At 53.1% G+C, this 24,327-nt stretch carries 27 protein-coding genes, 1 pseudogene and 1 riboswitch; of the genes and pseudogenes, 12 read left to right on the forward strand and 16 right to left on the reverse strand.

The annotated features are described in order from the left end of the window. Positions 1–10 precede the first annotated feature (10 nt). The 3 genes from B3B59_RS12860 (at position 11) to mntP (ending at position 2,324) form a co-directional block, all read left to right on the forward strand. On the forward strand, positions 11–862 hold the full coding sequence (locus B3B59_RS12860; RefSeq protein ID WP_040075177.1) for a PTS mannose transporter subunit IID: 852 nt from the start codon (positions 11–13) through the stop codon (positions 860–862). 55 nt (positions 863–917) lie between these two features. Next, a complete protein-coding gene (locus B3B59_RS12865; RefSeq protein ID WP_286809192.1) occupies positions 918–1,376 on the forward strand; it encodes a DUF986 family protein in 459 nt (152 codons plus the stop codon). A 197-nt stretch (positions 1,377–1,573) separates the two neighbouring features. Then, positions 1,574–1,709: riboswitch (yybP-ykoY riboswitch) on the forward strand. 48 nt (positions 1,710–1,757) lie between these two features. Beyond that, a complete protein-coding gene (gene mntP / locus B3B59_RS12870; protein ID WP_040075175.1) occupies positions 1,758–2,324 on the forward strand; it encodes a manganese efflux pump MntP in 567 nt (188 codons plus the stop codon). Here mntP and rlmA read toward each other — a convergent pair. From rlmA to mgrB, 7 genes and pseudogenes are all read right to left on the reverse strand, one after another. Continuing rightward, positions 2,321–3,136, reverse strand: a complete 816-nt coding sequence (rlmA, locus tag B3B59_RS12875) for a 23S rRNA (guanine(745)-N(1))-methyltransferase (RefSeq protein WP_233802935.1) — start codon at positions 3,134–3,136, stop codon at positions 2,321–2,323. The two genes, mntP and rlmA, sit on opposite strands and share 4 nt — an antisense overlap. Positions 3,137–3,202: 66 nt before the next feature. Continuing rightward, positions 3,203–4,921 (reverse strand): peptidoglycan glycosyltransferase FtsI, encoded by a 1,719-nt coding sequence (ftsI, locus tag B3B59_RS12880; RefSeq protein ID WP_212475631.1) that lies wholly within the window; start codon positions 4,919–4,921, stop codon positions 3,203–3,205. Positions 4,922–5,140: 219 nt separating this feature from the next. Continuing rightward, complete coding sequence (gene cspE / locus B3B59_RS12885) at positions 5,141–5,350, reverse strand: transcription antiterminator/RNA stability regulator CspE (protein WP_001062678.1); 210 nt, start codon at positions 5,348–5,350, stop codon at positions 5,141–5,143. Between the two features lie 12 nt (positions 5,351–5,362). Beyond that, positions 5,363–5,507, reverse strand: a pseudogene (locus B3B59_RS12890) (DUF2627 domain-containing protein). Between the two features lie 523 nt (positions 5,508–6,030). Then, a complete protein-coding gene (locus tag B3B59_RS12895; RefSeq protein WP_286809194.1) occupies positions 6,031–7,020 on the reverse strand; it encodes an MBL fold metallo-hydrolase in 990 nt (329 codons plus the stop codon). A 20-nt stretch (positions 7,021–7,040) separates the two neighbouring features. Then, positions 7,041–7,331: a YebO family protein gene (locus B3B59_RS12900; protein ID WP_046885127.1), complete on the reverse strand. Its 291-nt coding sequence runs from the start codon at positions 7,329–7,331 to the stop codon at positions 7,041–7,043. 74 nt (positions 7,332–7,405) lie between these two features. Further along, complete coding sequence (gene mgrB / locus B3B59_RS12905; RefSeq protein ID WP_207291949.1) at positions 7,406–7,549, reverse strand: PhoP/PhoQ regulator MgrB; 144 nt, start codon at positions 7,547–7,549, stop codon at positions 7,406–7,408. A 161-nt stretch (positions 7,550–7,710) separates the two neighbouring features. Here mgrB and B3B59_RS12910 point away from each other — a divergent pair, with 161 nt between their 5' ends. Next, the gene (locus tag B3B59_RS12910; RefSeq protein ID WP_286809522.1) at positions 7,711–7,950 is read left to right on the forward strand and encodes a YobH family protein; all 240 of its coding nucleotides are present in this window, start codon (positions 7,711–7,713) and stop codon (positions 7,948–7,950) included. Between the two features lie 49 nt (positions 7,951–7,999). Here B3B59_RS12910 and kdgR read toward each other — a convergent pair whose 3' ends face one another. After that, entirely contained in the window at positions 8,000–8,791 is a 792-nt protein-coding gene (gene kdgR / locus B3B59_RS12915) for a DNA-binding transcriptional regulator KdgR (RefSeq protein WP_040075168.1), read from the reverse strand. A 177-nt stretch (positions 8,792–8,968) separates the two neighbouring features. Here kdgR and B3B59_RS12920 point away from each other — a divergent pair, with 177 nt between their 5' ends. Next, a complete protein-coding gene (locus B3B59_RS12920; RefSeq protein WP_286809196.1) occupies positions 8,969–10,339 on the forward strand; it encodes an MFS transporter in 1,371 nt (456 codons plus the stop codon). A 48-nt stretch (positions 10,340–10,387) separates the two neighbouring features. Here the strand turns inward: B3B59_RS12920 and htpX are convergent, their stop codons facing one another. From htpX to B3B59_RS12940, 4 genes are all read right to left on the reverse strand, one after another. Beyond that, positions 10,388–11,269: a protease HtpX gene (gene htpX, locus B3B59_RS12925; protein WP_046885124.1), complete on the reverse strand. Its 882-nt coding sequence runs from the start codon at positions 11,267–11,269 to the stop codon at positions 10,388–10,390. 193 nt (positions 11,270–11,462) lie between these two features. Continuing rightward, positions 11,463–13,511, reverse strand: coding sequence for a carboxy terminal-processing peptidase (prc, locus tag B3B59_RS12930; RefSeq protein WP_207291951.1), 2,049 nt, complete (start codon positions 13,509–13,511; stop codon positions 11,463–11,465). A 19-nt stretch (positions 13,512–13,530) separates the two neighbouring features. Then, positions 13,531–14,217 carry an RNA chaperone ProQ gene (gene proQ, locus B3B59_RS12935; RefSeq protein ID WP_040075164.1) on the reverse strand — a complete coding sequence of 229 codons (687 nt, stop codon included), beginning with the start codon at positions 14,215–14,217 and terminating at the stop codon, positions 13,531–13,533. A 97-nt stretch (positions 14,218–14,314) separates the two neighbouring features. Continuing rightward, on the reverse strand, positions 14,315–14,812 hold the full coding sequence (locus tag B3B59_RS12940; protein WP_040075162.1) for a GAF domain-containing protein: 498 nt from the start codon (positions 14,810–14,812) through the stop codon (positions 14,315–14,317). Between the two features lie 131 nt (positions 14,813–14,943). Between B3B59_RS12940 and yebS the strand changes: the two genes are divergently transcribed. The 5 genes from yebS to B3B59_RS12965 all read left to right on the forward strand — a co-directional run bounded on the left by yebS (position 14,944) and on the right by B3B59_RS12965 (position 20,985). After that, complete coding sequence (yebS, locus tag B3B59_RS12945) at positions 14,944–16,227, forward strand: membrane integrity lipid transport subunit YebS (protein WP_046885122.1); 1,284 nt, start codon at positions 14,944–14,946, stop codon at positions 16,225–16,227. Then, on the forward strand, positions 16,196–18,829 hold the full coding sequence (locus tag B3B59_RS12950; RefSeq protein WP_046885121.1) for a PqiB family protein: 2,634 nt from the start codon (positions 16,196–16,198) through the stop codon (positions 18,827–18,829). The genes yebS and B3B59_RS12950 overlap by 32 nt, the downstream gene beginning before the upstream one ends. 76 nt (positions 18,830–18,905) lie before the next feature. After that, complete coding sequence (gene rsmF, locus B3B59_RS12955; protein ID WP_286809198.1) at positions 18,906–20,348, forward strand: 16S rRNA (cytosine(1407)-C(5))-methyltransferase RsmF; 1,443 nt, start codon at positions 18,906–18,908, stop codon at positions 20,346–20,348. A gap of 103 nt (positions 20,349–20,451) precedes the next feature. Next, entirely contained in the window at positions 20,452–20,691 is a 240-nt protein-coding gene (locus B3B59_RS12960) for a YebV family protein (protein ID WP_040075156.1), read from the forward strand. Between the two features lie 102 nt (positions 20,692–20,793). Next, entirely contained in the window at positions 20,794–20,985 is a 192-nt protein-coding gene (locus B3B59_RS12965) for a YebW family protein (protein ID WP_040075154.1), read from the forward strand. Here the strand turns inward: B3B59_RS12965 and pphA are convergent, their stop codons facing one another. Further along, positions 20,986–21,630, reverse strand: coding sequence for a protein-serine/threonine phosphatase (pphA, locus tag B3B59_RS12970; protein WP_286809200.1), 645 nt, complete (start codon positions 21,628–21,630; stop codon positions 20,986–20,988). Positions 21,631–21,744: 114 nt separating this feature from the next. On the opposite strand from pphA, the gene B3B59_RS12975 reads away from it, so the two are divergent. Continuing rightward, entirely contained in the window at positions 21,745–21,987 is a 243-nt protein-coding gene (locus tag B3B59_RS12975) for a hypothetical protein (protein WP_046885117.1), read from the forward strand. 175 nt (positions 21,988–22,162) lie between these two features. Here the strand turns inward: B3B59_RS12975 and B3B59_RS12980 are convergent, their stop codons facing one another. Genes B3B59_RS12980 through yobA form a run of 3 tightly spaced genes read right to left on the reverse strand, consistent with a single transcriptional unit; the run spans position 22,163 to position 23,757 of the window. Then, positions 22,163–22,501 carry a YebY family protein gene (locus B3B59_RS12980; RefSeq protein ID WP_040075152.1) on the reverse strand — a complete coding sequence of 113 codons (339 nt, stop codon included), beginning with the start codon at positions 22,499–22,501 and terminating at the stop codon, positions 22,163–22,165. Between the two features lie 16 nt (positions 22,502–22,517). Continuing rightward, positions 22,518–23,390: a copper homeostasis membrane protein CopD gene (copD, locus tag B3B59_RS12985; RefSeq protein ID WP_286809204.1), complete on the reverse strand. Its 873-nt coding sequence runs from the start codon at positions 23,388–23,390 to the stop codon at positions 22,518–22,520. Between the two features lies 1 nt (position 23,391). Beyond that, the gene (gene yobA / locus B3B59_RS12990) at positions 23,392–23,757 is read right to left on the reverse strand and encodes a CopC domain-containing protein YobA (RefSeq protein WP_286809206.1); all 366 of its coding nucleotides are present in this window, start codon (positions 23,755–23,757) and stop codon (positions 23,392–23,394) included. A gap of 137 nt (positions 23,758–23,894) precedes the next feature. Here yobA and B3B59_RS12995 point away from each other — a divergent pair, with 137 nt between their 5' ends. Beyond that, a complete protein-coding gene (locus tag B3B59_RS12995) occupies positions 23,895–24,125 on the forward strand; it encodes a DNA polymerase III subunit theta (protein ID WP_040075148.1) in 231 nt (76 codons plus the stop codon). Positions 24,126–24,327 lie beyond the last annotated feature (202 nt).

Here is a 24,327-nt window from a genome sequence, read left to right on the forward strand (position 1 = left end):
GGTGAGCGACATGGTTGATATGACTAAAACTACCCCAGAGAAGAAACTGACTCCGGGCGATATTCGTGGCGTGTTCATCCGTTCAAACCTGTTCCAGGGTTCGTGGAACTTCGAACGTATGCAGGCGCTGGGCTTCTGCTTCTCAATGGTGCCGGCGATTAAACGCCTGTATCCAGAAAATAACGAAGCACGACGTCAGGCAATTAAACGTCACCTGGAATTCTTCAACACCCATCCGTATGTTGCCGCCCCGGTTCTGGGCGTGACTCTGGCGATGGAAGAGCAGCGTGCGAACGGCGCAGAGATTGACGATGGTGCCATCAACGGTATCAAAGTAGGTCTGATGGGGCCGCTGGCGGGCGTGGGTGACCCGATCTTCTGGGGTACGGTGCGTCCAGTCTTCGCCGCGCTTGGCGCTGGTATTGCGATGAGCGGTAGCCTGCTTGGTCCACTGCTGTTCTTCATTCTTTTTAACCTTGTCCGCCTGGCAACCCGTTACTACGGCGTGGCTTATGGCTATCGTAAAGGCGTGGACATTGTTAAGGATATGGGCGGCGGCTTCCTGCAAAAACTGACCGAGGGGGCCTCCATTCTCGGCCTGTTTGTGATGGGCGCGCTGGTTAACAAATGGACGCACGTTAACATCCCGCTGGTGGTCTCTACCATCACCGGTCAGGATGGTCAGACGCGCGTGACCACGGTGCAAACCATCCTTGACCAGCTGATGCCTGGCCTGGTTCCGCTGCTGTTGACCTTCGCCTGTATGTGGCTTCTGCGTAAGAAAGTTAACCCACTGTGGATTATCGTTGGCTTCTTTGTCATCGGTATCGCGGGCTATGCTGTTGGCCTGCTGGGTCTGTAAGACGTTGCGTTAAACGCCGGGGGCTTGCCCCCGGCTTTTTTTATCTGGAGGATGAATGACGATCACGGACATCGTACTGGTTTTGTTTATTGTTGCCCTTCTGGCTTATGCCATCTACGACGAATGGATCATGCCGCGACGTCATGGCGCGACGCTGCTGTCTATCCCCCTGCTACGTCGCGGCCGCGTTGATGCCTTCATCTTTGCCGGCCTGCTGGTGATTCTGATTTATAACAACGTAATGAACGGCGGTGCATTATTAACCACATGGTTATTATGTGCGCTGGCATTAATGGCGATCTATCTGTTCTGGATCCGGGCACCCAAAATCATCTTCAAAAAGGATGGGTTCTTTTTCGCCAATGTATGGATAGAATATAACCGTATTAAAGAGATGAATTTATCGGAAGATGGCGTGCTGGTGATGCAATTAGAACAGCGGCGTCTGCTCATTCGGGTACGGAATATAGACGACCTGGAAAAGATATACAAATTACTTGTTAAAACTCAATAGCTTAAAATTATAGCACTGGCTATATTTGGACTGGTTTTCTCCGCACAATTATAGCCAAAGCTATATTAGACAATAAAATCCACTTATATTTATTAACGTTATTCTCACCAATAAACCCAAATGAAAATCGTTATCAATAAGTTAGTGAAATTATAATTCCTGAATATTGTTTTAACGGCTAAAAATATGTTAAGGTTGCGCCCGTCGTTGGGGAGTAGCCGATTTCCTTTCAAGGAAATGTACGTGTCAACATACTCGTTGCAAAACGTGGCACGTACGGACAGTTCATATCAGAACTGTCAGGCGAGACCATAGATACATCTACTGCTGTTTACTGGGGGCAGTGATGTGTCATATGGAGATCCCGGTCTGGACGCACTTATGAATCTCTCAGCAACACTTCTACTGGCCTTTGGCATGTCGATGGACGCATTTGCGGCCTCGATGGGGAAAGGCGCCACCCTGCATAAACCTAAATTCTCTGAAGCACTGCGCACTGGCCTTATCTTTGGCGCAATCGAAACCCTGACGCCGCTTATCGGCTGGGGTTTGGGTATGCTGGCAAGCCAGGTTGTGCTGGAGTGGAATCACTGGATCGCCTTTGTGCTGCTGGTCTTCCTCGGTGGGCGTATGGTCATTGAAGGTTTTCGCAACGAGCGTTGTGAAGATGACGCGCCGGTTCGCCGTCACGGCTTCTGGCTGCTGGTGACTACCGCGATTGCCACCAGCCTGGATGCGATGGCGGTGGGCGTCGGTCTGGCATTTCTGCAGGTTAATATTATCGCCACCGCCCTGGCCATTGGCTGTGCGACATTCATCATGTCAACGCTCGGGATGATGATCGGTCGGTATATTGGCCCGCTGTTGGGTAAACGGGCCGAAATTCTGGGAGGCGTTGTACTGATAGGTATTGGTGTACAAATCCTCTGGAGCCACTTCGCTGGTTAATCGACACGCTGCCAGCAGTGGATGCTGAAATCCGTCTGGCAACGGAATACCTTCTCGTTCTTTAATGCGTCCCACACCGCCGGTTTTGCCCGCCAGGCAAACGGCGTCATCTGTAACAAGGCTACCGCCTCTTCTCCGCTCAGGTTCATCTCATACCCGAGTTCTTGCTCATCAGCCAGTCGGAAACCGCTCAGTTGCTCAGAATGTGGAGCGTGAAGCTGTACCTCATCGTAAATCAGACCTTTTAGCTCCATCAGATGGCGTGGCCCTGGCGTCACGGTGATCACCCAACCCCCTGCTTTCACCACTCGCGCCAACTCTTCGCCTTTGCACGGGGCATAGATGCGGATAACCGCGTCCATGCTGTTATCGTTAAACGGCAAGCGATGGCTGGAGGCCACACAAAAAGTCACGGCAGGGTAGCGTTTGGCGGCAGCGCGAATAGCGACCTTAGAGACATCGAGGCCAAACGTGCTTGCCCCCTTTTGCCGGGCGATATCTGCAAACGCGGCGGTGTAATAGCCTTCACCACAGCCGATATCCAGAATCGTGGCGGCGTTATCTGCCAGTTTCGTTGCCAGCAAGTGCCCAACCCGGTCGCGCAGTGGCTGATAATGGCTGGCGTCCAGGAAAGCCCGGCGTGCCTGCATCATCTCTGCGCTGTCACCCGGATCTTTAGAGCGTTTATGCTGTACCGGCAGCAAGTTAACATACCCCTCTTTCGCCAAATCGTAGCGGTGCCCCTGTGGGCAGGCATAGCTTTTATCGGTTAGCACCAGCGGCGCATGGCAAAGTGGACAACAGAAGGACATGGTAACTCCGGGCAATCGTAAAGGGCGAGAGTTTACCGCTAATTGCCCGGTTATAAAACGCCTGACTTAACGCATCACAATGAGATGGCTCGATTCCGGAGCGAGACCATCGGGTGGAATATTTTCGAGCCGAAGCACATCTCCCATTATCTGGCTAAAGACCGGAGCCGACACCGCCCCGCCATAGTAGGCGCCGTTCTGGGGATCGTTAATTACCACCGCCAGCGCAAAGCGCGGACGACTGGCGGGCGCAACGCCGGCAGTATAGGCCACGTACTTATCGACATACTTACCGCTCTCATCAATCTTTTTCGCGGTACCGGTCTTAACGGCAACCCGGTAGTCACGTACCGCCGCTTTCACGCCGCCGCCGCCCGGCAGCGCCACGCTCTCCATCATATGCTCAACCTCTTTCACGATCTCTGTCGGCATGACCTGGGTGCCCATGACCGGAGGATCGATACGCGTGATCGACAGAGGGCGCTCTACGCCGTAGCTACCAATAGTGGCATAGACGTGTGCCAACTGCAGTGGCGTGACCATCAGTCCATAGCCAAAGGAGAACGTAGCCCGATCCAACTGACTCCAGAATTTGCGCTCAGGTAGCAGGCCGCTGCTTTCGCCGGTTAGCCCCAGCCCGGTGCTGCGTCCAAAACCAAAACCTTTATAAGTATCCAGCAGGCGCTGAATGGGCATCGCCAGCGAAAGGCGTGATACCCCGGTATCGCTCGATTTTTGCAAAATGCCGGTCATCGTCAGCTCAGGATAGTAACCTACGTCGCGGATACGGTGTCCGGCCAGCGTATAGGGATGCGTATCGATTACGCTGTCAGGCTGCACCAGCCCTTGTTTGAGAGCGGTCATCAGCACCAGCGGCTTAACGGTTGAGCCGGGTTCGAAGGTGTCGCTAATGGCGCGGTTGCGGAAATCGTTCAAGGTTGCCCCTTCACGATTATTGGGGTTGAAGTCCGGGAAGCTCGCCATGCTGAGAATTTCACCCGTCCGCACGTCAATCAGTACTGCTGCACCGGATTCCGCTTTGTTCCAGGCGACGGCATTATCCAGGGCATCCTCTGTAATCGTCTGCAATCGTGCATCAATGCTGAGGTGAATAGTATGAGCGGGGACCGGTGGCTGCTCGGTGATATTTTCAATGACATGCCCATATCGGTCTTTACGTACCTTGCGCAGGCCCGGTTTGCCAGTGAGCTGTCGATTAAAGCTCTTTTCAATCCCTTCTATACCTTGCCCATCAATATTGGTAAAACCAATTAAGTTGGCCGCTACGTGTCCTGAAGGGTAAAAACGGCGCGACTCATCTCGTAGGTTAATGCCCGGCAGATGCAGTTTCTCGATCCATTGCGCCTGCGCCGGATCGATCTGTCGAGCCAGGTAAATAAAACGACCACGCGGATTACTATTGATACGCTGTGACAAGGTGTCGAGCGAGAGATGCAGTGTGTTCGCCAGGGCTTGCCAGCGGTCATCAAACCCTACGCCCCCCTTCTCCCGCACCGTTTTGGGGTCGGCCCAGACCGCCTGAACCGGCACGCTCACTGCCAGCGGCCTGCCCTCCCGGTCAACTATCATTCCGCGAGGTGCATCGATGGGTACCTCACGCAAGGAGCGCCTATCCTCCTGCGCCACCAGCGTATCCGGCTTGATAATTTGTAACCAGGCCACGCGAGCCAGTAGAAAAACGAGGCTGCAAAGTATGACAAAGCAGAGTAAAGCAAAACGCGTCGGGGTGAAATTTGCTGCGGGGTTGAAAGGTCTTTTTTTCACCGTGGCTCCAGGGCTATTAAACAACGCCCTGATTTAACGGGAAATTTGCACGGTGCGGGTAAAAACAATGCTAATAACTTCGCAGCTTTGCAACAAACTGCGAACAGAAGGCCTTGTGTTAACACTTTGAAAAGCAGGCATTAAAAAGCCCCGCATTAGTGCGAGGCTTTATGTGCTCAGCTGAAACGAACTGGCGTTTCAACGTTGGCAGGGGTTCGATCAGATAGCGGTTACGTTAACAGCAGCCGGACCTTTCTGGCCGTCCTGAATTTCGAACTCAACGTTCTGGCCTTCAGCCAGAGTTTTGAAGCCATTGCCCTGGATTGCAGAGAAGTGTACGAATACATCTTTGCTGCCGTCAGCTGGGGTAATGAAGCCAAAACCTTTAGACTCGTTGAACCACTTAACTTGACCTTTAATCTTTGCCATTTGCAAAATTCCTTAGAGTGTTTTCATAGCCCGCAGGCATTAACTGAGATAAAACTGAGACATTACTGCATGAGGCACTAATATAAGGTTCGGCAGAGAAGCGGTATTCAACGACAACGTGTTTACTCAGGACTTCTTTACTGAAAATGCCACACATAAACAGAACTGTACCTCGTTTGACCCAAACCGTGTTATCACATACAACGTAAATAATGGCAAGCCATTTTTAAACGTGTCTCGATCAGTCGCACAAATTCCGAAGCTAACTTGCCACAATCTGCACGGTAAGCAACGTGTACGGTATACCGGGCCTGAGTGGTGCTTGTCCAGTCACTGTCTTCATAAGCGCTGTAATCTAAGACTTTTTTACCATAGCTCAATAACTTCCGAACGTCCAGCCAGGCTATTAATTTTTCTGGATGAGGCTATTTTGTTAGAACTTTTTCCGAAACGTTATGCACAAATGATCGTAACGGTAAAGTGGGTTGTCTTGATAAAACATTGTATATCGCTTCGCCTCTTTCTCTATTTACATGGGCAATTCTAATTTCTCTCTGCACCAAAATAATGAAACTTTTATGATCTTGCCTCAAAAAAAGGCAAGCAAAACGTTTCGATAAAAATAAAACATTAATGGTACAGGTTAATATCAGAATAATAGTAAACGAAGCGATGAATAGTCATAAGGATAAATATTGACCGATGTTTAGTATTTTGAAGTTATTGTTAATTGTGGCTGTATGATTGAATGCTTGCCGTAGTTCAGCCACGGGTTCATCAAGCGACTCATCGGCCAGTTCGAAGACGCCCCAGTGAATGGGGATGGCAAGCGGCATTCCTAGCTGCTGCCAGAGGGAGACTGCCGAACGCGGGTCCATATGGTTTGTCGCCATGAACCATTCTGGTGCATATGCGCCTATCGGGAGGGCGATCGCATCGAGTTTACCGAAACGCTGCGCAATGGTGAGTAACTCTGGCGTATATCCGGTATCGCCGCTGAACCAAAATCGCCGTTCACTGCCCTCGAATACCCATCCACACCAAAGCGCACAGTTCCGATCCCAAAAGCTACGCATGCTCCAGTGCTGGGCCGGAACGGCACTGTAGGTGATGCCTTGATGCACATAGCTTTGCCACCAGTCCAGTTCAACAATGTGCTTCGCGCCCCGACGTCGAAACCAGTCCCCCAGCCCCAGAGGGACAAACAGAGTAAGCTCTGGAAATCGTTGCAATAACTGACGAACGGTAGCGGAATCGAGGTGATCATAATGATTATGAGAGATGACTAGCGCATCGATGGGCGGTAGCCCAGCCACGCTAATCACCGCAGGGGTTTTGCGCAGCGGTCCGGCAAAACTTACGGGCGAGGCACGCCGGGAGAACACCGGGTCCGTGAGAATATACTGACCACTGATTCGCAGCAATAGACTGGCATGGCCCAGCCACCAGACAGCGTCACCTTCGGGGGTAGTAAGATCGACAGGTTGGCACCAGTCCTGGATAAATTTTTCATAGCCGCCGCGAGGAGGTTTCGGTAAACCGGCAGCTTTGCGCTCTTTGCGCCAGCGCTCAACGTCTCCAGGCTGGTGCCCAGCAGCAGAAGTATTGCGAAAACCCTGCGGGGTATGGTGAGGCAGGGAGGGGTTATACCAGGGATTTTTCCGGGTCATGTTCACCTCCCCAAACGCGATTAACGCTCAGCGACCAGACGAATAAAGTCGTCGCTCTCATCTTTCACGGGCGCAGCAGCGGGTTTTACCTCTTCTTCGACGTCCGGTTCATTGGCTTCACACAGACGACGAAGCAGCGCATTTTGTCTTTTCTGGAGATCAACTAACGTCTCCAGTAACTCAATTTGTTCATTTGTCCGGGAGCTGGCGCGGTTGACGAAAAACCACAGTACCAAACCCACCACCAGCAACACGACGGATATGACCAGAGATGCCATGCTAAGCACTCCAGTATTCAACAACTCACCCATTTCACCACCTCACTAAAAACGGCTATTTTACCACTCGCGTTGAGGAAGGAAATCACTTGCCATAAAAATGCCTGCTACCAGGGGATAAACTTATTGATAGAACATATACCGCTAAAAAACTGTACATCCTGATCGCACATCACATTGATCATCTGCGTCCACATAACGACGCAGGCAATCAACACTACCACCAGAATGACCCAGCGTATTTTCTTCACTACACTCTCCGTCTACTCACTTAGGCTACCAGGTTACCATGCTTAACTTAAACCGGGGCTAACTGTAACGCCATCGTCCCGTTTTCGGAATCATGTACTTGTTTCATATAGCTAACAGGATAGGCTTAGAGGCAGGAAGAACCATTATAAAAGAGGCAATGATGCGCTTAATTATTCGCACAGTTGTGATTTTAGCCCTTATCTGGATTGGTTTATTGTTGTCAGGCTACGGTATCTTGATTGGCAGTCATGAAAACGCTGCGGGGCTGGGTATCCAGTGTAAATACCTCACTGCACGTGGCACCAGCACGGCCCAGTACATCCATTCGGATAGTGGGATTATCGGCCTGACCAACTGCCCAATTTTGCGTAAAAGCGCAACGGTCGTTGATAACGGCTAACCATCGGTATTAGTGAAAAGCCGCTAACATAGCGGCTTTTTTTTAGTGTTCAGAACGGATAGTCGTTATAGCCCATCTGTTCAGAAATTTTTCGTGCCGCGGTATGCAGCATTTCAACGTACTCATGCAGACGCTCTTCAGAGAAGCGTAGCGTCGGGAAAGAGATACTCAGGCCAGCGATCACCACACCAAAGCGGTCAAACACCGGGACGCCAATACAGCGCAGCCCTTCTTCCTGTTCCTCGTTATCTTCACCGTAACCCTGTTCACGTACCTTATCCAGTACCGTGAGTAACCCTTCCGTGGTGGTGATCGTACGCTCAGTACTGCGTTTGTACTCGACACCTTCCAGAATTTGCTTAACCTCTTCGCGGTCACGCCATGCCAGTAAAACCTTACCGATGGCCGTGCTGTAGAGCGGATTACGGCGACCGATACGGGAGTACATACGCAGGTTGTACATCGAGTCGATCTTATGGATATAAACAATGCTGTCTTCGTCCAGCGCCCCCAGGTGCACAGTCTCTTTCGTCAGACGCGAGAGTTCACGCATCTGAATATCTGCGCTACGAATCAGGTCGACGTTTTGCAACGCGCGCGCGCCCAGCTCAAACAGCTTCAGGGTCAGAGAGTATTTTTCCGACTCCCCTTCCTGCGCAACATAGCCCAGTGACTTCATGGTCTGCAAAAAGCGATAAACGGTGCTTTTCGACATCATCACACGCTGTGACAGCTCGGTAATACCAATTTCGCGCTCTTCTCCAAGCGCCTGCAGGATGCCAAACACCTTCAACACAGAAGAGACAGAATCTGGTTGTTTATCCAAATCTGCGATTGCCATTTATCACCTCAAAGCAAGTGTTTTATAAAAATCAGAACTGGTTTTTATTATAAATTCGTACTGGCTTCGCTGCAATCAATCCTGGCTTACCTGGTTACAAATCTGCGACATATAACCAAAATAAGCATGTTAAAATAATTACCCTGAATATAATTACCTCTGACGCAGATCGATGACATGACCACGACTCCTCCTGATGGCCTGCCCTTACCGCAGCGCTATGGCGCGATAGCCACTATTATTATTGGCATCTCCATGGCCGTACTGGACGGGGCCATTGCCAACGTCGCGCTGCCAACCATTGCCAGCGATCTGCACGCCTCTCCTGCCAGTTCTATCTGGATTGTTAACGCCTATCAAATTGCCATCGTTATCTCGCTGCTCTCGTTCTCTTTTCTCGGGGATATGTTTGGCTATCGCCGCGTTTATCAATGCGGCCTGGTGGTCTTTACCATTACGTCGCTATTTTGCGCTCTCGCAGATAACCTCCCGATGTTGACGCTGGCACGTATTGCGCAGGGCTTTGGTGGTGCGGCGCTAATGAGCGTTAATACCGCGTTAATCCGGCTCATCTTTCCGAAGCGCCAGCTTGGGCGCGGCATGGGCATTAACTCGTTTATTGTGGCGGTCTCTTCCGCCGCGGGACCGACCCTCGCAGCGGCGATCCTCTCCGTGGCCTCCTGGCAGTGGTTATTCCTCATTAACGTACCGCTGGGCGTTGTGGCGCTGCTCTTTGCGCTGCGTTTTCTTCCCGCGAATGCGGCGAAGAGCAGCATGCCGCGCTTCGATCTACCGAGCGCCGTCATGAACGCCCTGACCTTCGGTTTGCTTATTACTGCCCTCAGCGGCTTTGCTCAGGGGCAATCGCGGCTCTTAATCGCCGGTGAAGTGATTGCATTGTTGATTATCGGCTTCTTTTTTGTCCGTCGTCAGCTCGCCCTGCCGGTGCCGCTGCTGCCGGTAGACTTACTGCGTATTCCGCTCTTCTCCCTCTCTATTTGCACCTCGATTTGTTCATTCTGCGCGCAAATGCTGGCCCTGGTTTCGTTGCCCTTCTTCCTGCAAAGCGTGGTTGGACGTTCGGAAGTGGAGACGGGACTGCTCCTGACCCCCTGGCCGCTGGCAACCATGGTGATGGCCCCGCTGGCAGGCTACCTGATTGAGCGTCTGCATGCCGGGTTACTGGGGGCACTGGGACTGGCCGTGATGGCATCCGGCTTGTTTGCCCTGGCTTTGCTGCCCGCCGCCCCGGGCGATCTGGATATCATCTGGCGTATGATTTTATGCGGCGCGGGGTTTGGACTGTTTCAGTCGCCCAATAATCACACGATCATCACCGCCGCCCCACCCCACCGCAGCGGAGGAGCCAGCGGTATGCTCGGCACGGCGCGCCTGCTGGGGCAGAGTAGCGGCGCTGCGCTGGTGGCATTAATGTTCAATATGGCCGGCGATAAGGGTACGCATGTGGCTTTGATCACCGCAGGTGCCCTCGCGACGCTTGCGGCGGTAATAAGCGGTATGCGGATCACCCAGTCTAAACGCAGCTAATAAAAAAGCGCGTCGAATGACGCGCTTTATTTGTCTGCCCGGGCGGGCTTACTTCAGATATTCCCCACTACGTAACGCTTCGATACGTTTATCCAGCGGCGGGTGAGACATGAACAGCTCGCTCAGCGATTTAGATTTACCGTTGATGCAGAATGCCATCATGGTGTTTGCTTCCTGCGGTTCGTAGCTGGTTTTCAGACGCTGCAGGGCAGCAATCATCTTCTCGCGACCCACCAGTTTTGCCGAGCCCGCATCCGCGTGGAATTCACGGTGGCGGGAGAACCACATGGTGATAATGCTTGCCAGGATACCAAACACCAGCTCCAGCACCATTGAAACTGCAAAGTAGATCAGTGGGTTGCCGTTGTTACCTTCACCTTCATCACGGTTGCCGCCCATAAATCCGGCCGCGATCTGCGCCAGAATACGTGAGATAAAGATCACGAAGGTGTTCACTACGCCCTGGATCAGGGTCATAGTCACCATATCACCATTGGCAATGTGGCTAATTTCGTGAGCGATAACCGCTTCGGCTTCGTCACGGCTCATGTTCTGCAGCAGGCCAGTGCTGACGGCAACCAGTGAGGCGTCACGACGCGCACCCGTTGCGAAGGCGTTGATATCCGGCGCGTGGTAAATAGCCACCTGTGGCATTGCGATACCTGCCTGGCGGGACTGGTTTGCCACGGTGGTCATCAGCCACTGTTCCATATCATTGCGGGGTTGCTCAATCACTTCGCCGCCCACGGATTTGAGCGCCATCCACTTCGACATCAGCAAAGATACAAAGGAGCCACCAAAACCAAACAGCAGCGCCATAATTAACAAGCCCTGAACGCTGCTCGACTGAATTCCCGTCAGGCTTAGCACGAGCCCGAAGACCACCATCACCGCAAGGTTGGTGAGCAGGAAGAGCGCGATTCGCATCATAATTTTCTTTTAACCTCAGTTTAACAAAACGCACTATGCGATTACCCACATCGTATGGGTATTGCGGCTATTTTCAAGGATTCAGGGGGCGTAAGTCATCAGAAAGACACAACTTTACATTAGAAATGGACTCGCTTACCGCAGCATGCAGAAAGCAAAAAAACGGGCACAATTTCTTGTGCCCGTGGGGGGATTATTTTGTCGGAGCGGGCTCAGCCGCGGGCCGATCTTTTTCCTGTTTCGCCAGGTCAATGGCGATTTTTACCGTCTCGTCCAGATAAGGATCGGGCTCCTGGTAATCTTTCGGTAGATCGTCCAGTTTTTTGAGCAGCGGTTTGCCTTCGCGTTTGAAACGATCGTTAATGCGCGCCAGGCGGGTAGCATCATCTTCTTCGTTCTCTTTCTCACGCTGAGCGTAGTTCAGGGAGACAATATTTCGCTTCGCCTTCAGCGCATTGAAGCGGGCAATGTCCTTCATGATGTACTGGAATTCCGGATCTTTCGCGATACGTTCGTCATGCTGTTTTAACAGCGCCGGACCAAACTGCGTCATATCACCGGACTTCACGTAGGTGGCAGCGTTAATGCTATCCCACGGCAGTGCATTATCCTCGAACTTCTCGCCGGTTTCCGTCTCTTCATTGCCGGTCGGCATGATGATGTCTGGCGTCACGCCTTTACGCTGCGTACTGCCACCGTTCACGCGATAGAATTTCTGAATGGTGTACTGTACAGACCCCAGAGCCGGCCATTCCGGACGGAGCATCTGATCGTAAATACGGTTCAGGGAGCGATACTGCTGTACCGTACCTTTCCCGAAGGTTGGCTCGCCGACCACCAGGGCACGTCCATAATCCTGCATTGCCGCCGCAAAGATTTCTGAAGCAGAGGCGCTGAAGCGGTCAACCAGTACGACCAGCGGGCCTTTGTAATAGACTACGCCATCGGTATCGGCATCTTCACGCACTTTACCGTTGTTATCACGAACCTGAACGACCGGGCCGGACGGAATGAACAGACCAGAGAGCGAAACCGCTTCAGTCAAGGCACCGCCGCCGTTAGTACGCAGATCAATGATCACACTGCTGACGTTCTGTTTTTCGAGCTTCTGCAGCTGCACTTTTACGTCGTCCGTCAGGCCGACGTAGAAACCTGGGATATCCAGTACCCCAACCTTCTCTTTACCGACGGTTTTCACCGACATTTTGACTGCACGGTCTTCCAGACGGATACGCTCGCGGGTCAACGTAATGATACGGGTTTTCGTGCCTTTCCCGGCAGGCAAGATCTCAAGACGCACTTTGCTGCCTTTAGGCCCTTTGATCAGGGCAACAACGTCATCCAGACGCCAGCCAATCACATCGACCATATTCTGGCCCGTCTGGCCGACACCAACGATGCGATCGCCAACGCTAATGGCCTTACTCTTGGCAGCAGGGCCACCCGCAACCATAGAGTTGATCACGGTATAGTCGTCATCCATCTGCAGCACCGCGCCAATCCCCTCGAGTGAGAGGCTCATCTCGGTATTGAACTGTTCGGTGTTGCGTGGGGAAAGATAGTTGGTGTGAGGATCAATTTCGTGCGCGAAGGCAGTCATCGCCAGCGAGAACACATCTTCGCTGTTGGTCTGCGCCAGGCGGCGAATAGCAAATTTGTAGCGGCGGGTCAGCGTTTCGCGGATCTCTTTCTCATCTTTACCGGTGAGTTTGAGGCTCAGCTGATCGTACTTCACTTTACCGTCCCACAGCGCATTCAGCTCGGCTTCATCTTTAGGCCACGGCGATTTGCTGCGATCGAGATTAAAGGTGTCGTTGCCGGTAAAGTCCATCGGACGCGCCAGCACCTTGAGCGCATATTCATAACGCTCAAAACGACGCTTCTGCGCCAGATTGTACAGGTCGTAGAAGAGGTCGAGTTTACCGCTGCGCAGTTCGTCGCCCACCACCGATTTACGCTTCGCAAACTGCTCGACATCGCTGGCCAGCAGAACGTTGTGGCTATAATCCAGCAGGTTCAGATAGCGGTCAAAGATTTTGCCTGAGAAAGCCTGATCGAGGTCGAACTGACGGTAATGCGAGCGAGTGAAGCGCGATGTAACGCGCTCACTGACCGTTGCGTGCTGGGTCTCTTCCTTCAGAACCGGAATTTGATCCACCCGCGTAATCTCGTCCACCGCAAAAGCGTGGCCTGTTATAGCAAACAGGCCAGCCAGCGCGGTGAGCTTAAAAAATGTGTTCATGCCGGGCCTGGCCTCCGTTTCAGAACAACAAGTGCTCTGCGCGTACAATCATTGACATACCAGAAGTCAGCTGTACTCGTACGCCATCTTTGGTGATTTCCGTTACGGTGGCGTCCATAGCGTTATTACCCGCTTTCACCTTCAGTGCCTGACCCACGCTCAGTGCGTTGATATCAGAAACCGGGGTGTGGCGCTGCTCTTCACGAGGCGCACGAGGGGCTTTCGCTGCTGGTTTATCAGCACGAGGCTTACGCTCGGTGTTGTCGGTACGACGCTGGGCCGGACGAGGTTTACGCTCACGACGTGGCGCCTCTTCCTGACCGTTCGCCGCTGCAGCTTCGCGTTTTTTCGCCTGCTGCTCAGCACGCTGAGCCTGTACGCGTGCTTTGGCTTCTTCGAGCTGCTTACGCGCATGTTCTACGTGTTGCTCATCCAGCACACCGCATGGGTTGCCATCAAGATCAACACGCGTTGCGCCCGCTTTGATACCGTACAGGTAGCGCCAGCTCGATGTATAAAGACGTAATGCGGAACGAAGTTGGGTCTTGCTGAGATTCAGCTCGCCCTCAACACGCGATACGAGATCCTGGAAGATACCAATCTTCAGGGGGCGTGCTTCGCCTTCGGCACTGAAACAGTGAGGAAAACGTTCGGCCAGAAATGCGATAACTTCTTTACTGCTATTCAACTTAGGTTGATTTTCCATGAAATTTCCTGATTACAACGGACGTTGCCAACTCGCCGCAGGCATGAACAGGCGTCATTATAATGACGCCATCGGTAAATGCTACGTTATCCGTTGATTATCCTGCGACACTCGCAAAGAATTTTTGATAATCGGTCGCCGCCAGCACGTTTTCGAGATTCGCCACCAGCTCGCGCAGCCCCTGCTCATCCTCGTGTGAGAAGCGGCCGAAAGCCGTGCTGTCGATATCCAGTACGCCAATAATCTGATTTTTGACCTGCAGAGGCAGGACGATTTCAGAATTACTGGCTGCGTCGCAGGCAATGTGCCCGTCAAATGCGTGAACATCTTCCACACGCTGCACCTGATTTTGCGCCACGGCGGTACCACACACACCGCGCCCTACCGGGATACGCACACAGGCCAGACGGCCCTGGAACGGCCCCAACACCAGGGTTTCGCCTTCCAGTAAATAAAATCCCGCCCAGTTGACTTCACTCAGACGCTCAAACAACAATGCACTGGTATTTGCCAGGGTGGCTAAAAAACTGGTTTCACCTGCCATTAATGCCTGAAAATCACGGTTGAGATCCGTGTAGAATTCTGTTTTGTTCATTATTCAATCACTTGGTTGACTTACAAAATTACAGCATAGCCTATTAAAATAAGCATTAAATGCGTTCATGCTCAAGATGAATCCATTCATGAGTTAAGATAACTATTAACTATCCTTTTCATGCGCGACCCATGGCACTTAAAACACCGAAAATAACGCCAGTAAAAAAGATAACCGTGCATTCCGTCGGCGACGCACTGCCTCGTGCACATTATCAGCGTTGCCCGCAATGCGATACGCTTTTTACGTTGCCAAAGATGAAATCGCACCAAAGTGCTTATTGTCCTCGCTGCGACGCTAAAATTCGTGATGGACGTGACTGGTCCTTGACCCGACTGGCGGCGATGGCGGTCACCATGCTGCTGCTCATGCCGTTCGCCTGGAGCGAACCGCTGCTGCATCTGTATCTTCTCGGAGTGCGCATCGATGCCAACCTCCTGCAGGGGATTTGGCAAATGAGTCAGCAGGGCGATCCCCTCACCGCCTCCATGGTGCTGTTCTGTACCGTCGGCGCGCCAGCGGTGTTAGTAGCGGCTATCGCTTATCTCTGGCTGGGCAACATCCTGGGAATGAATTTGCGTCCGGTACTGTTAATGCTGGACAGGCTTAAAGAGTGGGTCATGCTGGATATTTATCTGGTGGGCATTGGCGTGGCCTCCATCAAGGTCCAGGATTATGCCTTCCTCCAGCCAGGCATCGGCCTTCTGGCATTTATTGCTCTGGTATTGCTGAGTATCTTGACGATGATTCACCTCAACGTTGAGCAATTGTGGGAGCGATTTTACCCACAACGCCCAGCAACCCGCTATGATCCCGCATTGCGGGCCTGTCTCGGTTGCCACTTTACCGGGCTGCCGGATGCGCGCGGACGCTGCCCGCGCTGCCATATCCCGCTACGCCTGCGTCGCCATAATAGCCTGCAAAAGTGCTGGGCTGCGCTAATTGCCTCGATGGTATTGCTGTTGCCTGCTAATCTTTTGCCCATCTCGATCATTTATGTGAACGGCGAACGGCAGGCAGATACCATCATGTCGGGGATTATTTCGCTGGCAGACAGCAACATCGCTGTCGCCGCGATTGTCTTCATCGCCAGTATTCTGGTGCCCTTTACCAAAGTTCTGGTGATGTTTACCCTGCTAATCAGCATTCATTTCAAATGTGAGCAAGGGCTGAAAACCCGTATCTTATTATTACGTTTCGTCACCTGGATTGGCCGTTGGTCAATGCTCGATTTGTTTGTTATTGCCTTAATGATGTCGCTGATCAATCGCGATCAGCTCCTCGCTTTTACTATGGGACCCGCAGCGTTCTATTTCGGCTCTGCGGTGATATTGACTATTCTTGCAGTGGAATGGCTGGACAGCCGCTTACTTTGGGACGCACATGAGTCAGGAAACGCCCGCTTCGCCGACTGAAGCGAGAATTAAAACGAAACGTCGTATTTCACCGTTCTGGTTACTGCCTGTCATCGCGCTAATGATCGCGGGATGGCTGATCTGGACCAGCTACCAGGATCGCGGCAACAGCATCACCATCGACTTCCAGAATGCGGATGGCATCGTGGCTGGCCGCACCCCTGTGCGTTTTCAGGGGGTGGAAGTTGGCACCGTACAGGATATTTCGCTGGATAAAAAACTGAACAAAATTCAGGTTCGCGCCAGTATTAAATCCGACATGAAAGATGCCTTGCGCGAAGAGACCCAGTTCTGGCTGGTCACGCCAAAAGCCTCCCTGGCCGGGGTCTCCGGGCTGGATGCGCTGGTCGGCGGTAACTATATCGGCATGATGCCGGGCAAAGGCGAGCCGCAGGATCACTTTACCGCGCTGGATACTCAGCCGCGCTACCGTCTGAACAACGGCGATCTGATGATTCACCTGCATGCGCCCGATCTGGGATCGCTCAACAGCGGTTCGCTGGTCTACTTCCGTAAAATTCCCGTTGGGCGCGTTTATGACTATGCCATCACCCCTAACAAGCAGGGGGTGACGATTGACGTCCTGATCGAACGCCGCTTCACGAACCTGGTGAAAAAGGGGAGCCGCTTCTGGAACGTCTCCGGGGTAGATGCGGATATCAGCCTGAGCGGCGCAAAAGTGCAGCTCGAAAGTCTGGCCGCACTGGTTAACGGCGCTATCGCCTTTGACTCACCGGAAGACTCCAGCCCGGCCAAACCGGAAGATAACTTTGGTTTGTACGAAGATCTGGCTCACAGTCAGCGTGGGGTTATTGTGAAGCTGGCCCTTCCCTCAGCTGAAGGTTTAAAAGCCAACTCCACGCCGCTGATGTACCAGGGTCTCCAGGTCGGTCAGTTGACTAAACTGACGCTGAACCCGGGAGGTTCCGTTACCGGTGAGATGACGGTCGACCCGAGCGTGGTGGATCTGCTGCGTGAAGATACTCGCCTTGAACTGCGCAGCCCAAAACTGTCGCTGAACAATCCAAGTATTAGCACCCTGCTGACGGGCAGCACCTTTGAGCTGATCCCCGGCGGCGGTGAGCCCACCAATACTTTCGTGATTGCCCCTGCGGATAAAGCCTTGCTACAAAAACCCGGCGTTGCCACCGTAACCCTGAGTGCGCCGGAAAGCTATGGCATCGAGGCCGGACAGCCGCTAGTTTTGCATGGGGTGCAGGTCGGCCAGGTACTGGAGCGCAAGTTGACCAGTAAAGGCGTCAGCTTCTCGGTCGCCATCGATCCCGAGTTCCGGGAATTGATTCACGGTGACAGCAAATTTATCGTGAACAGCCGTGTCGATGTCAAAGTCGGGCTGGATGGCATTGAGTTCCTTGCCGCCAGCGCCAGCGAATGGGTCAGCGGCGGTATTCGTATTCTGCCTGGCGCCAAAGGGGAGCTGCGTAACAGTTACCCTCTTTACGCTAATCTCGATAAAGCGCTGGAGAACAGCCTTAGCGATCTGCCGACCACGACCCTCACGCTGACTGCCGACACCCTACCGGACGTGCAGGCAGGCTCCGTGGTGCTATACCGTAAATTCGAAGTGGGTGAAGTGATTACCGTGCGCCCAAGGGCCAATGCCTTTGATATCGATCTGCATGTCAAACCGGAGTACCGCAATCTGCTAACCGCCAATAGCGTGTTCTGGGCAGAAGGCGGAGCCAAAGTTCAGCTCAACGGCAGTGGGTTAACGGTGCAAGCCTCTCCACTTTCGCGCGCCCTGAAAGGAGCCATCAGCTTTGATAACTTAAGTGGTGCAGGCGCCACCCAGCGTAAGGGGGATAAACGGATACTTTATCCATCCGAAACCGCCGCGCGCGCGGTGGGCGGGCAGATTACGCTCCACACCTTCGATGCGGGCAAGCTGGCAGAAGGGATGCCGATTCGCTATCTGGGCATTGATATTGGCCAGGTCCAGTCCCTGAAGCTGATTACCGCACGTAATGAAGTGCAGGCGAAGGCGGTACTTTACCCGGAGTATGTCGACACCTTCGCCCGGGCCGGTACGCGTTTCTCGGTCATCACCCCCCAGATCTCCGCTGCCGGTGTGGAACATCTCGATACTATTCTTCAGCCTTATATCAACGTCGAGCCAGGCCGGGGTAATGCGCGTCGTGATTTTGAACTGCAGGAAGCCACCATCACCGACTCGCGCTATCTGGATGGGCTAAGTATCGTGGTGGAGGTACCAGAGGCAGGTTCACTGGGCATCGGTACACCGGTCCTGTTCCGCGGCATCGAAGTGGGTACGGTTACTGGCCTGACGCTGGGGACGCTCTCCGATCGCGTTATGGTTGGCCTGCGTATCAGCGAACGTTACCAGCATCTGGTGCGCAATAACTCCGTTTTCTGGCTGGCCTCAGGCTATTCGCTTGATTTCGGCCTGGTAGGCGGCGTGGTGAAAACCGGTACCTTTAACCAGTTTATCCGGGGCGGTATTGCCTTTGCGACTCCGCCTGGCACACCGCTGGCACCGAAAGCCCAGCCGGGTAAACATTTCCTGCTGCTGGAAAAAGAGCCGAAAGAGTGGCGTGAGTGGGGAACCGCCCTGCCGCGCTAAGCTGCACGCTCCGGTGTCAACCCACCGGAGCGTTTATGGTACACTGCGCGCCTCTTTGACTCCCTGTGGTGCGCCCGTGACTCAACGTCCCGTATATCTTCCTGAAGACTTCCTGGTGCAGATGCGCCAGGCCATGCCTGAACATCTCTCTTTCGATGCGTTTATCGCTGCCTGCCAGCGCCCTCTGCGGCGCAGTATTCGCGTAAATACGCTGAAGATAAGCGTGAGCGATTTTCTCACGCTGGTCGCCCCTTACGGCTGGCAACTTACGCCGGTTCCCTGGTGTGAAGAGGGATTCTGGATCGAGCGTGATGACGAAGAGGCCTTGCCGCTGGGCAGTACCGCAGAACATCTATCCGGTCTGTTTTACATTCAGGAAGCCAGCTCCATGCTGCCGGTTGCCGCCCTGTTTGCCGATGGCGAATCACCCACCCGGGTGATGGACGTGGCCGCTGCGCCGGGCTCTAAAACGACCCAGATTGCCGCCAGAATGGGCAACCAGGGAGCTATTCTGGCCAATGAGTTTTCTGCCAGCCGGGTCAAGGTGCTGCATGCCAATATCAGCCGCTGCGGTATTAGCAACGTAGCATTAACCCATTTTGATGGCCGCGTCTTCGGCGCAGCCCTGCCGGAGGCTTTCGACGCCATTCTGCTCGATGCCCCCTGCTCCGGTGAAGGGGTGGTCCGTAAGGATCAGGACGCCCTGAAAAACTGGTCAGTAGAGAGTAACCAGGCGATCGCCGCGACCCAGCGTGAGCTCATTACCAGCGCGTTTCACGCCCTGCGACCTGGCGGTACGCTGGTTTACTCCACCTGTACCCTCAATCGCGACGAAAATGAAGCGGTCTGCCTGTGGCTGAAAGCGCAGTATCCGAACGAGGTCGAGTTCCTGCCGCTGGATGGACTTTTTGCCGGGGCAAAAGAGGCCACTACCTCCGAGGGCTTCCTGCACGTCTTCCCGCAGATTTTTGATTGTGAGGGTTTCTTCGTGGCTCGCCTGCGTAAAATTGCCTCTGTCGAACCGCTCCCGGCCCCGACCTTTAAGCCTGGAACCTTTCCTTTCATGCCAGTAAGAAACAAAGAAGCGGCGCTCATTACCGCGGCGGCAAATCGGAGCGGCCTGAACTGGGGCGACCATCTGCGTTTATGGCAGCGTGATAAAGAGATCTGGCTCTTCCCGGTAGAGATGGAACCGCTAATTGGTAAAGTGCGTTTCTCACGCATTGGTATACGCCTGGCAGAAGTCCATAATAAAGGCTATCGCTGGCAACACGAGGCGGTAGTGGCGCTGGCAGGTGACAGCAACTGCTTTGAACTCAGCTGGCAGGAAGCCGAGGAGTGGTATCGTGGGCGTGATGTTTACCCAGAGGTGATGCCCACCGGAGACGATGCGATTGTCACTTTCCAGGGCATTCCAATTGGTCTGGCGAAAAAAGTGGGGTCGCGCCTGAAAAATAGCTATCCACGTGAACTGGTTCGTGACGGTCGGCTCTTTACCGGTAACGCTGAAAAAGGCTAAAAAAGGCACTTTTTTACTGGCGCATTTGCTTTTCCTTTACCAGGCTAAAAGATGGGTGACCATACTGGTCGTACCAGAATTAGCCTGTATACCGGAGAGCATTATGACGAAAACCAATGTGCGCATTGGCGCATTCGAAATCGATGACGCCGAGTTGTCTGGCGAAAATCAAGGCGATCGAACGTTACGGATCCCCTGTAAATCCGACCCGGATCTCTGCATGCAGTTAGACGCATGGGATGCCGATACCAGTGTCCCCGCGATTCTCGATGGAGAACATTCAGTCCTGTACCGTGAGCACTACGATCATCAATCTGATGCCTGGATCATGCGCCTTGCCTGATTCAAAGAGAACCCGCCCACAGGCGGGTTATTTATCTCATAATTACCTCTCCTCCCAATCATCCCCTACAATATCAGTACGGTAGTTAATTTTGAGGACGTGATGTTCGCACTGGTTCTGTTTGTGTGTTACCTGGACGGTGGTTGTGACGATATTGTGGTGGATGTCTATAACACCGAAGAGCAATGCGTTGCCTCCATGGACAATCAGCGAATACGCCACGGCGGTTGCTACCCGGTAGAGGATTTTATCGATGGATTCTGGCGGCCTGCGCAGGAGTATGCCGATTTCTAATCACTGCAACTGCGCCAGCGTCAAGGTGCCGCCAAAGACCGCGCCGGTATCAATATAGTGAAGGCCGGCAAAATCGATGCGTTTTTCCAGTGGCGTGTGGCCAAACCAGAAGTGGTCGGCGCCGCCAATCCCCTCCCCTTTTCCTGCCATCAGCTTGCTAATGCGGCTGCGATCCCACAGCAAGCTATGCTTATCTACGGGTTTATCCCGCACATAACAGGAGGCAGGGTAATCTGCATGGGCAATCACGTTCAGGCCGTTTCGGCAGGTGATCTCGATTACCCAGGGTAGCTTGTCGCAAGCAGCAAAGAGGGTCAGCGCCTGAGCTTTTGAATCATCGTCCAGTTCTGCAAACCATGCACCACCATTCATCAGCCAGAGCGCATAGGTCTGAGATGCAATCGCATCCAGTGCCATCTGCTCATGGTTTCCCCGTACGGCGCGAAACCATTTTTCAGTGATAAGGTGCAGACACTTCAGGCTTTCTGGGCCGCGATCGATGAGATCCCCTACGGAAATAAGGAGATCCTGATAGGGATTAAATTTCTGACGCTTTAGATGCTGCATCAGCAGTTGATAGCAGCCGTGAATATCGCTGACCACCCAGACGTGCCGCCAGCGATGGCCATCAAGTGAGAGATACATAACGCCTCCTCGCGCACTGTATTGGCCCGTCAGACGAAAGGGAGAAATGGCCTGCGAAATTAAATAATTACTCCTGAAAATGACAATATCGCGTTCAGATCGTAAGGCGCTAAAATGGGTTCTCGCCAAATCGCTGCTTTCATTACTATCGAACAAAAATTTAACAAAACGACAAAAAAGCGCTGGACTCCTGCCTGCCCCGTTGTGGTATGGTTTAAAGAATTATCAGGGATGAAATCGATCTGCAAAAATATGCAATGGAAAATAGCATTTATTTTCAAGCAGATAAAAAGAGACCGAATACGATTCCTGTATTCGGTCCAGGGAAATGGCTCTTGGGAGAGAGCCGTGCGCTAAAAGTTGGCATTAATGCAGGCTAAAGTCGCCTTGCACTATAAGAATAGATGACAGCGCCAGGTTTTCCAGTCCGCATCAAAAGTGGTCAGAAAAAAAGCGCCCGCCTGTTCTTAAACAAAAAAAACCGCAACGCTTCCAAAGAGAAGCCTGCGGTTTTTTTACTGGAAAGACGTTATTAGCAGAGCTTGCTGGCGCGCTCAATAAACGGGGCCAGACTCATCTTCTGTCCTGGGTTAGCCGGGTCATCAACCTGAATCACGCTGATTGGCTGACCACTACTTTTACCGCTTTTCACCTGCTGTTGTGCAACCTCGTTCAGGGGATACTGCACCAGAGTGCTGGGGTTGATGGCATAGAGCGCCTGACCCGGACGGCAGGTCAGCATGACCTCTTCACGGTTAAAAGCCCATTTATCTTTACCCACTTCAAACCGGCTAACGGTAATCACCTGCGGCGCAGCCATGGCGGTGGCGGAACAGGCCAGCAATAAAAGAGTAAGTACGGTTTTTTTCATCTGTAGATTCACCTTGTCAGAAGGGCTCCCAGGTAGCAAACAGGCTGACCATCGCCAGCACCAACGCCCCCAGCACAACCTCAGTCTGCGTCATTCTGATAAAAAACTGTTGCGCAGGCCCATGATGAGCAGTAAAACGCGGAACCAGAACATACCGGTTCACTAGCGCAATTGCCACCATCAACGCCACCAGCGCACATTTCAACAAAAGCATCTTTCCCCAGTCGCTGTTCAGGGGATTGGTCCAGCCCCGGATAAGCAGCGCATTATTCACACCGCTTATCACCACCCCGGCAACGGCATAGTGGCCATAACGGGAAAAACGCATCATGGTATGGATGGCCGCATTTTGCCAGTGTCCGCGCGTCAGGCGCAGACAAAAAAGCAGCGGCAGTAAACTGCCAACCCAACTGGCGGCGCAAAGCAGATGCAGGGCATGATTAATGCGTTGCGCTAACCCTGCCGCACCGTCGTTCATCGCTGAATGACCCGTTCCGGCCAGTAACACAAACTGCGCGCAAGCCAACAGTAGCAGTAAACGTGGACCACTTCGGGGCTCCAGCCAGGCGATACAGGCGGTAATAACGGCCAGCAGAATCTGCCATAACCAGACTCGACCAAACTGCGTGCTGGCCACTGCCTGCCAAATATCGGGACGTAACACATCTTGCCAGCCATTCCCCATTAGCCCACCCTGCAGCATCATCATGAGCAGCGCCGAAATGGCACTCACTAATACCGCATATTTCTGCTGGCGCGCAAAGCGACGGGTCATAAGCCGACGCAGCGACGAGGGTGCCAGCCATGCGCTGTAGAGCGCATTGCCGAACAGCATCATCAATGCGGCAAAATGGATAAAGCGCAGGGTGACGTAGCAAAGCCCCAGCATCTTATTTCACGCTAAAGCGGTAGCTGCCTTTAGTCTTATGTCCATCCACCGAGACCACATGCCAGTCCACTTTATAGCTGCCAGGCTTCAGGGGGGTTTCGAGCGGCACAATCAACTGAGTGTGATCCTTCTCGTTGCGTTTGATGGCGCCGGTTTTAATAATTTGCTCTTTATCCCCCGTCACCGAGACGCCACTAAAACCGGTCTCAACCCCTTCGGAAAAATTCAGGGTCAGGGCCTGCGGTGCGGCAGTTACGGCTGCATCGGCGGCGGGATACTGGTGTTTAAGGTGCGCGTGGGCCAAAACGGCGGGGGCCGTCAAGGCCGCGAGTAAAACCAGCGCGGTGCGAAAAGCGGTGTGTGCCATAATGAGCATTCCTTTTGGTTATGACTGTTTGATAAAGAATAACGCTCTATAATGCTTGCGTCGAGGATCATCCCATCCGGGCTTGCCAGCAGCCCAATCTGCAGGTAACGTTGCCCCGCAATATAAAGGAGACGGATATGCAAACCAATCTCGCCGCCCTCCCGCAGGAGGAGATGGACAAAGTGAATGTCGATTTAGCTGCGGCCGGCGTCGCGTTTAAAGAGCGCTACAATATGCCTATAGTGGCCGAAGTTGTAGAGCGTGAACAACCCGCCCACCTGCGTGACTGGTTCCGTGAGCGCCTGATTGCGCACCGCTTGAGCTCTGTCAATCTCTCCCGCCTCCCCTGGGAGCCGAAAGTTAAGTAAAGTATTTCCTTATACTGAGTATGCAGAATACAAGGCCCCTGATGACAGAGGGGCTTACTGGATCTTTGCAACCAGGTGCATAAGGAAATCAGGATATCTCACCGGCCAATCGCCACGATCCGGTATCCCCCTCAGCATCATCGGGGAGTGGTTACTCCCCTCGTTCGTCATCATTTAATGACCCCGCCGTTCAGGGGCGCTG

It is taken from the genome of Leclercia sp. UBA2479, from assembly GCF_002341985.1.
In the GTDB taxonomy this organism is placed as follows: Bacteria; Pseudomonadota; Gammaproteobacteria; order Enterobacterales; family Enterobacteriaceae; genus Enterobacter; species Enterobacter pneumoniae.

Coding starts and splice junctions, on each gene's coding strand:
- yobA (WP_286809206.1), bottom strand. CDS start 23,757: ATGGCACACACCGCTTTTCGCACCGCGCTGGTTTTACTCGCGGCCTTG.
- cspE (WP_001062678.1), bottom strand. CDS start 5,350: ATGGCAAAGATTAAAGGTCAAGTTAAGTGGTTCAACGAGTCTAAAGGT.
- B3B59_RS12950 (WP_046885121.1), top strand. CDS start 16,196: ATGAGTCAGGAAACGCCCGCTTCGCCGACTGAAGCGAGAATTAAAACG.
- prc (WP_207291951.1), bottom strand. CDS start 13,511: ATGAACACATTTTTTAAGCTCACCGCGCTGGCTGGCCTGTTTGCTATA.
- B3B59_RS12960 (WP_040075156.1), top strand. CDS start 20,452: ATGACGAAAACCAATGTGCGCATTGGCGCATTCGAAATCGATGACGCC.
- B3B59_RS12865 (WP_286809192.1), top strand. CDS start 918: ATGACGATCACGGACATCGTACTGGTTTTGTTTATTGTTGCCCTTCTG.
- B3B59_RS12995 (WP_040075148.1), top strand. CDS start 23,895: ATGCAAACCAATCTCGCCGCCCTCCCGCAGGAGGAGATGGACAAAGTG.
- mntP (WP_040075175.1), top strand. CDS start 1,758: ATGAATCTCTCAGCAACACTTCTACTGGCCTTTGGCATGTCGATGGAC.
- B3B59_RS12940 (WP_040075162.1), bottom strand. CDS start 14,812: ATGAACAAAACAGAATTCTACACGGATCTCAACCGTGATTTTCAGGCA.
- B3B59_RS12900 (WP_046885127.1), bottom strand. CDS start 7,331: ATGGGTGAGTTGTTGAATACTGGAGTGCTTAGCATGGCATCTCTGGTC.
- copD (WP_286809204.1), bottom strand. CDS start 23,390: ATGCTGGGGCTTTGCTACGTCACCCTGCGCTTTATCCATTTTGCCGCA.
- pphA (WP_286809200.1), bottom strand. CDS start 21,630: ATGTATCTCTCACTTGATGGCCATCGCTGGCGGCACGTCTGGGTGGTC.
- B3B59_RS12965 (WP_040075154.1), top strand. CDS start 20,794: ATGTTCGCACTGGTTCTGTTTGTGTGTTACCTGGACGGTGGTTGTGAC.
- htpX (WP_046885124.1), bottom strand. CDS start 11,269: ATGATGCGAATCGCGCTCTTCCTGCTCACCAACCTTGCGGTGATGGTG.
- B3B59_RS12975 (WP_046885117.1), top strand. CDS start 21,745: ATGGGTTCTCGCCAAATCGCTGCTTTCATTACTATCGAACAAAAATTT.
- B3B59_RS12920 (WP_286809196.1), top strand. CDS start 8,969: ATGACCACGACTCCTCCTGATGGCCTGCCCTTACCGCAGCGCTATGGC.
- proQ (WP_040075164.1), bottom strand. CDS start 14,217: ATGGAAAATCAACCTAAGTTGAATAGCAGTAAAGAAGTTATCGCATTT.
- B3B59_RS12895 (WP_286809194.1), bottom strand. CDS start 7,020: ATGACCCGGAAAAATCCCTGGTATAACCCCTCCCTGCCTCACCATACC.
- rlmA (WP_233802935.1), bottom strand. CDS start 3,136: ATGTCCTTCTGTTGTCCACTTTGCCATGCGCCGCTGGTGCTAACCGAT.
- B3B59_RS12980 (WP_040075152.1), bottom strand. CDS start 22,501: ATGAAAAAAACCGTACTTACTCTTTTATTGCTGGCCTGTTCCGCCACC.
- yebS (WP_046885122.1), top strand. CDS start 14,944: ATGGCACTTAAAACACCGAAAATAACGCCAGTAAAAAAGATAACCGTG.
- kdgR (WP_040075168.1), bottom strand. CDS start 8,791: ATGGCAATCGCAGATTTGGATAAACAACCAGATTCTGTCTCTTCTGTG.
- B3B59_RS12860 (WP_040075177.1), top strand. CDS start 11: ATGGTTGATATGACTAAAACTACCCCAGAGAAGAAACTGACTCCGGGC.
- B3B59_RS12910 (WP_286809522.1), top strand. CDS start 7,711: ATGCGCTTAATTATTCGCACAGTTGTGATTTTAGCCCTTATCTGGATT.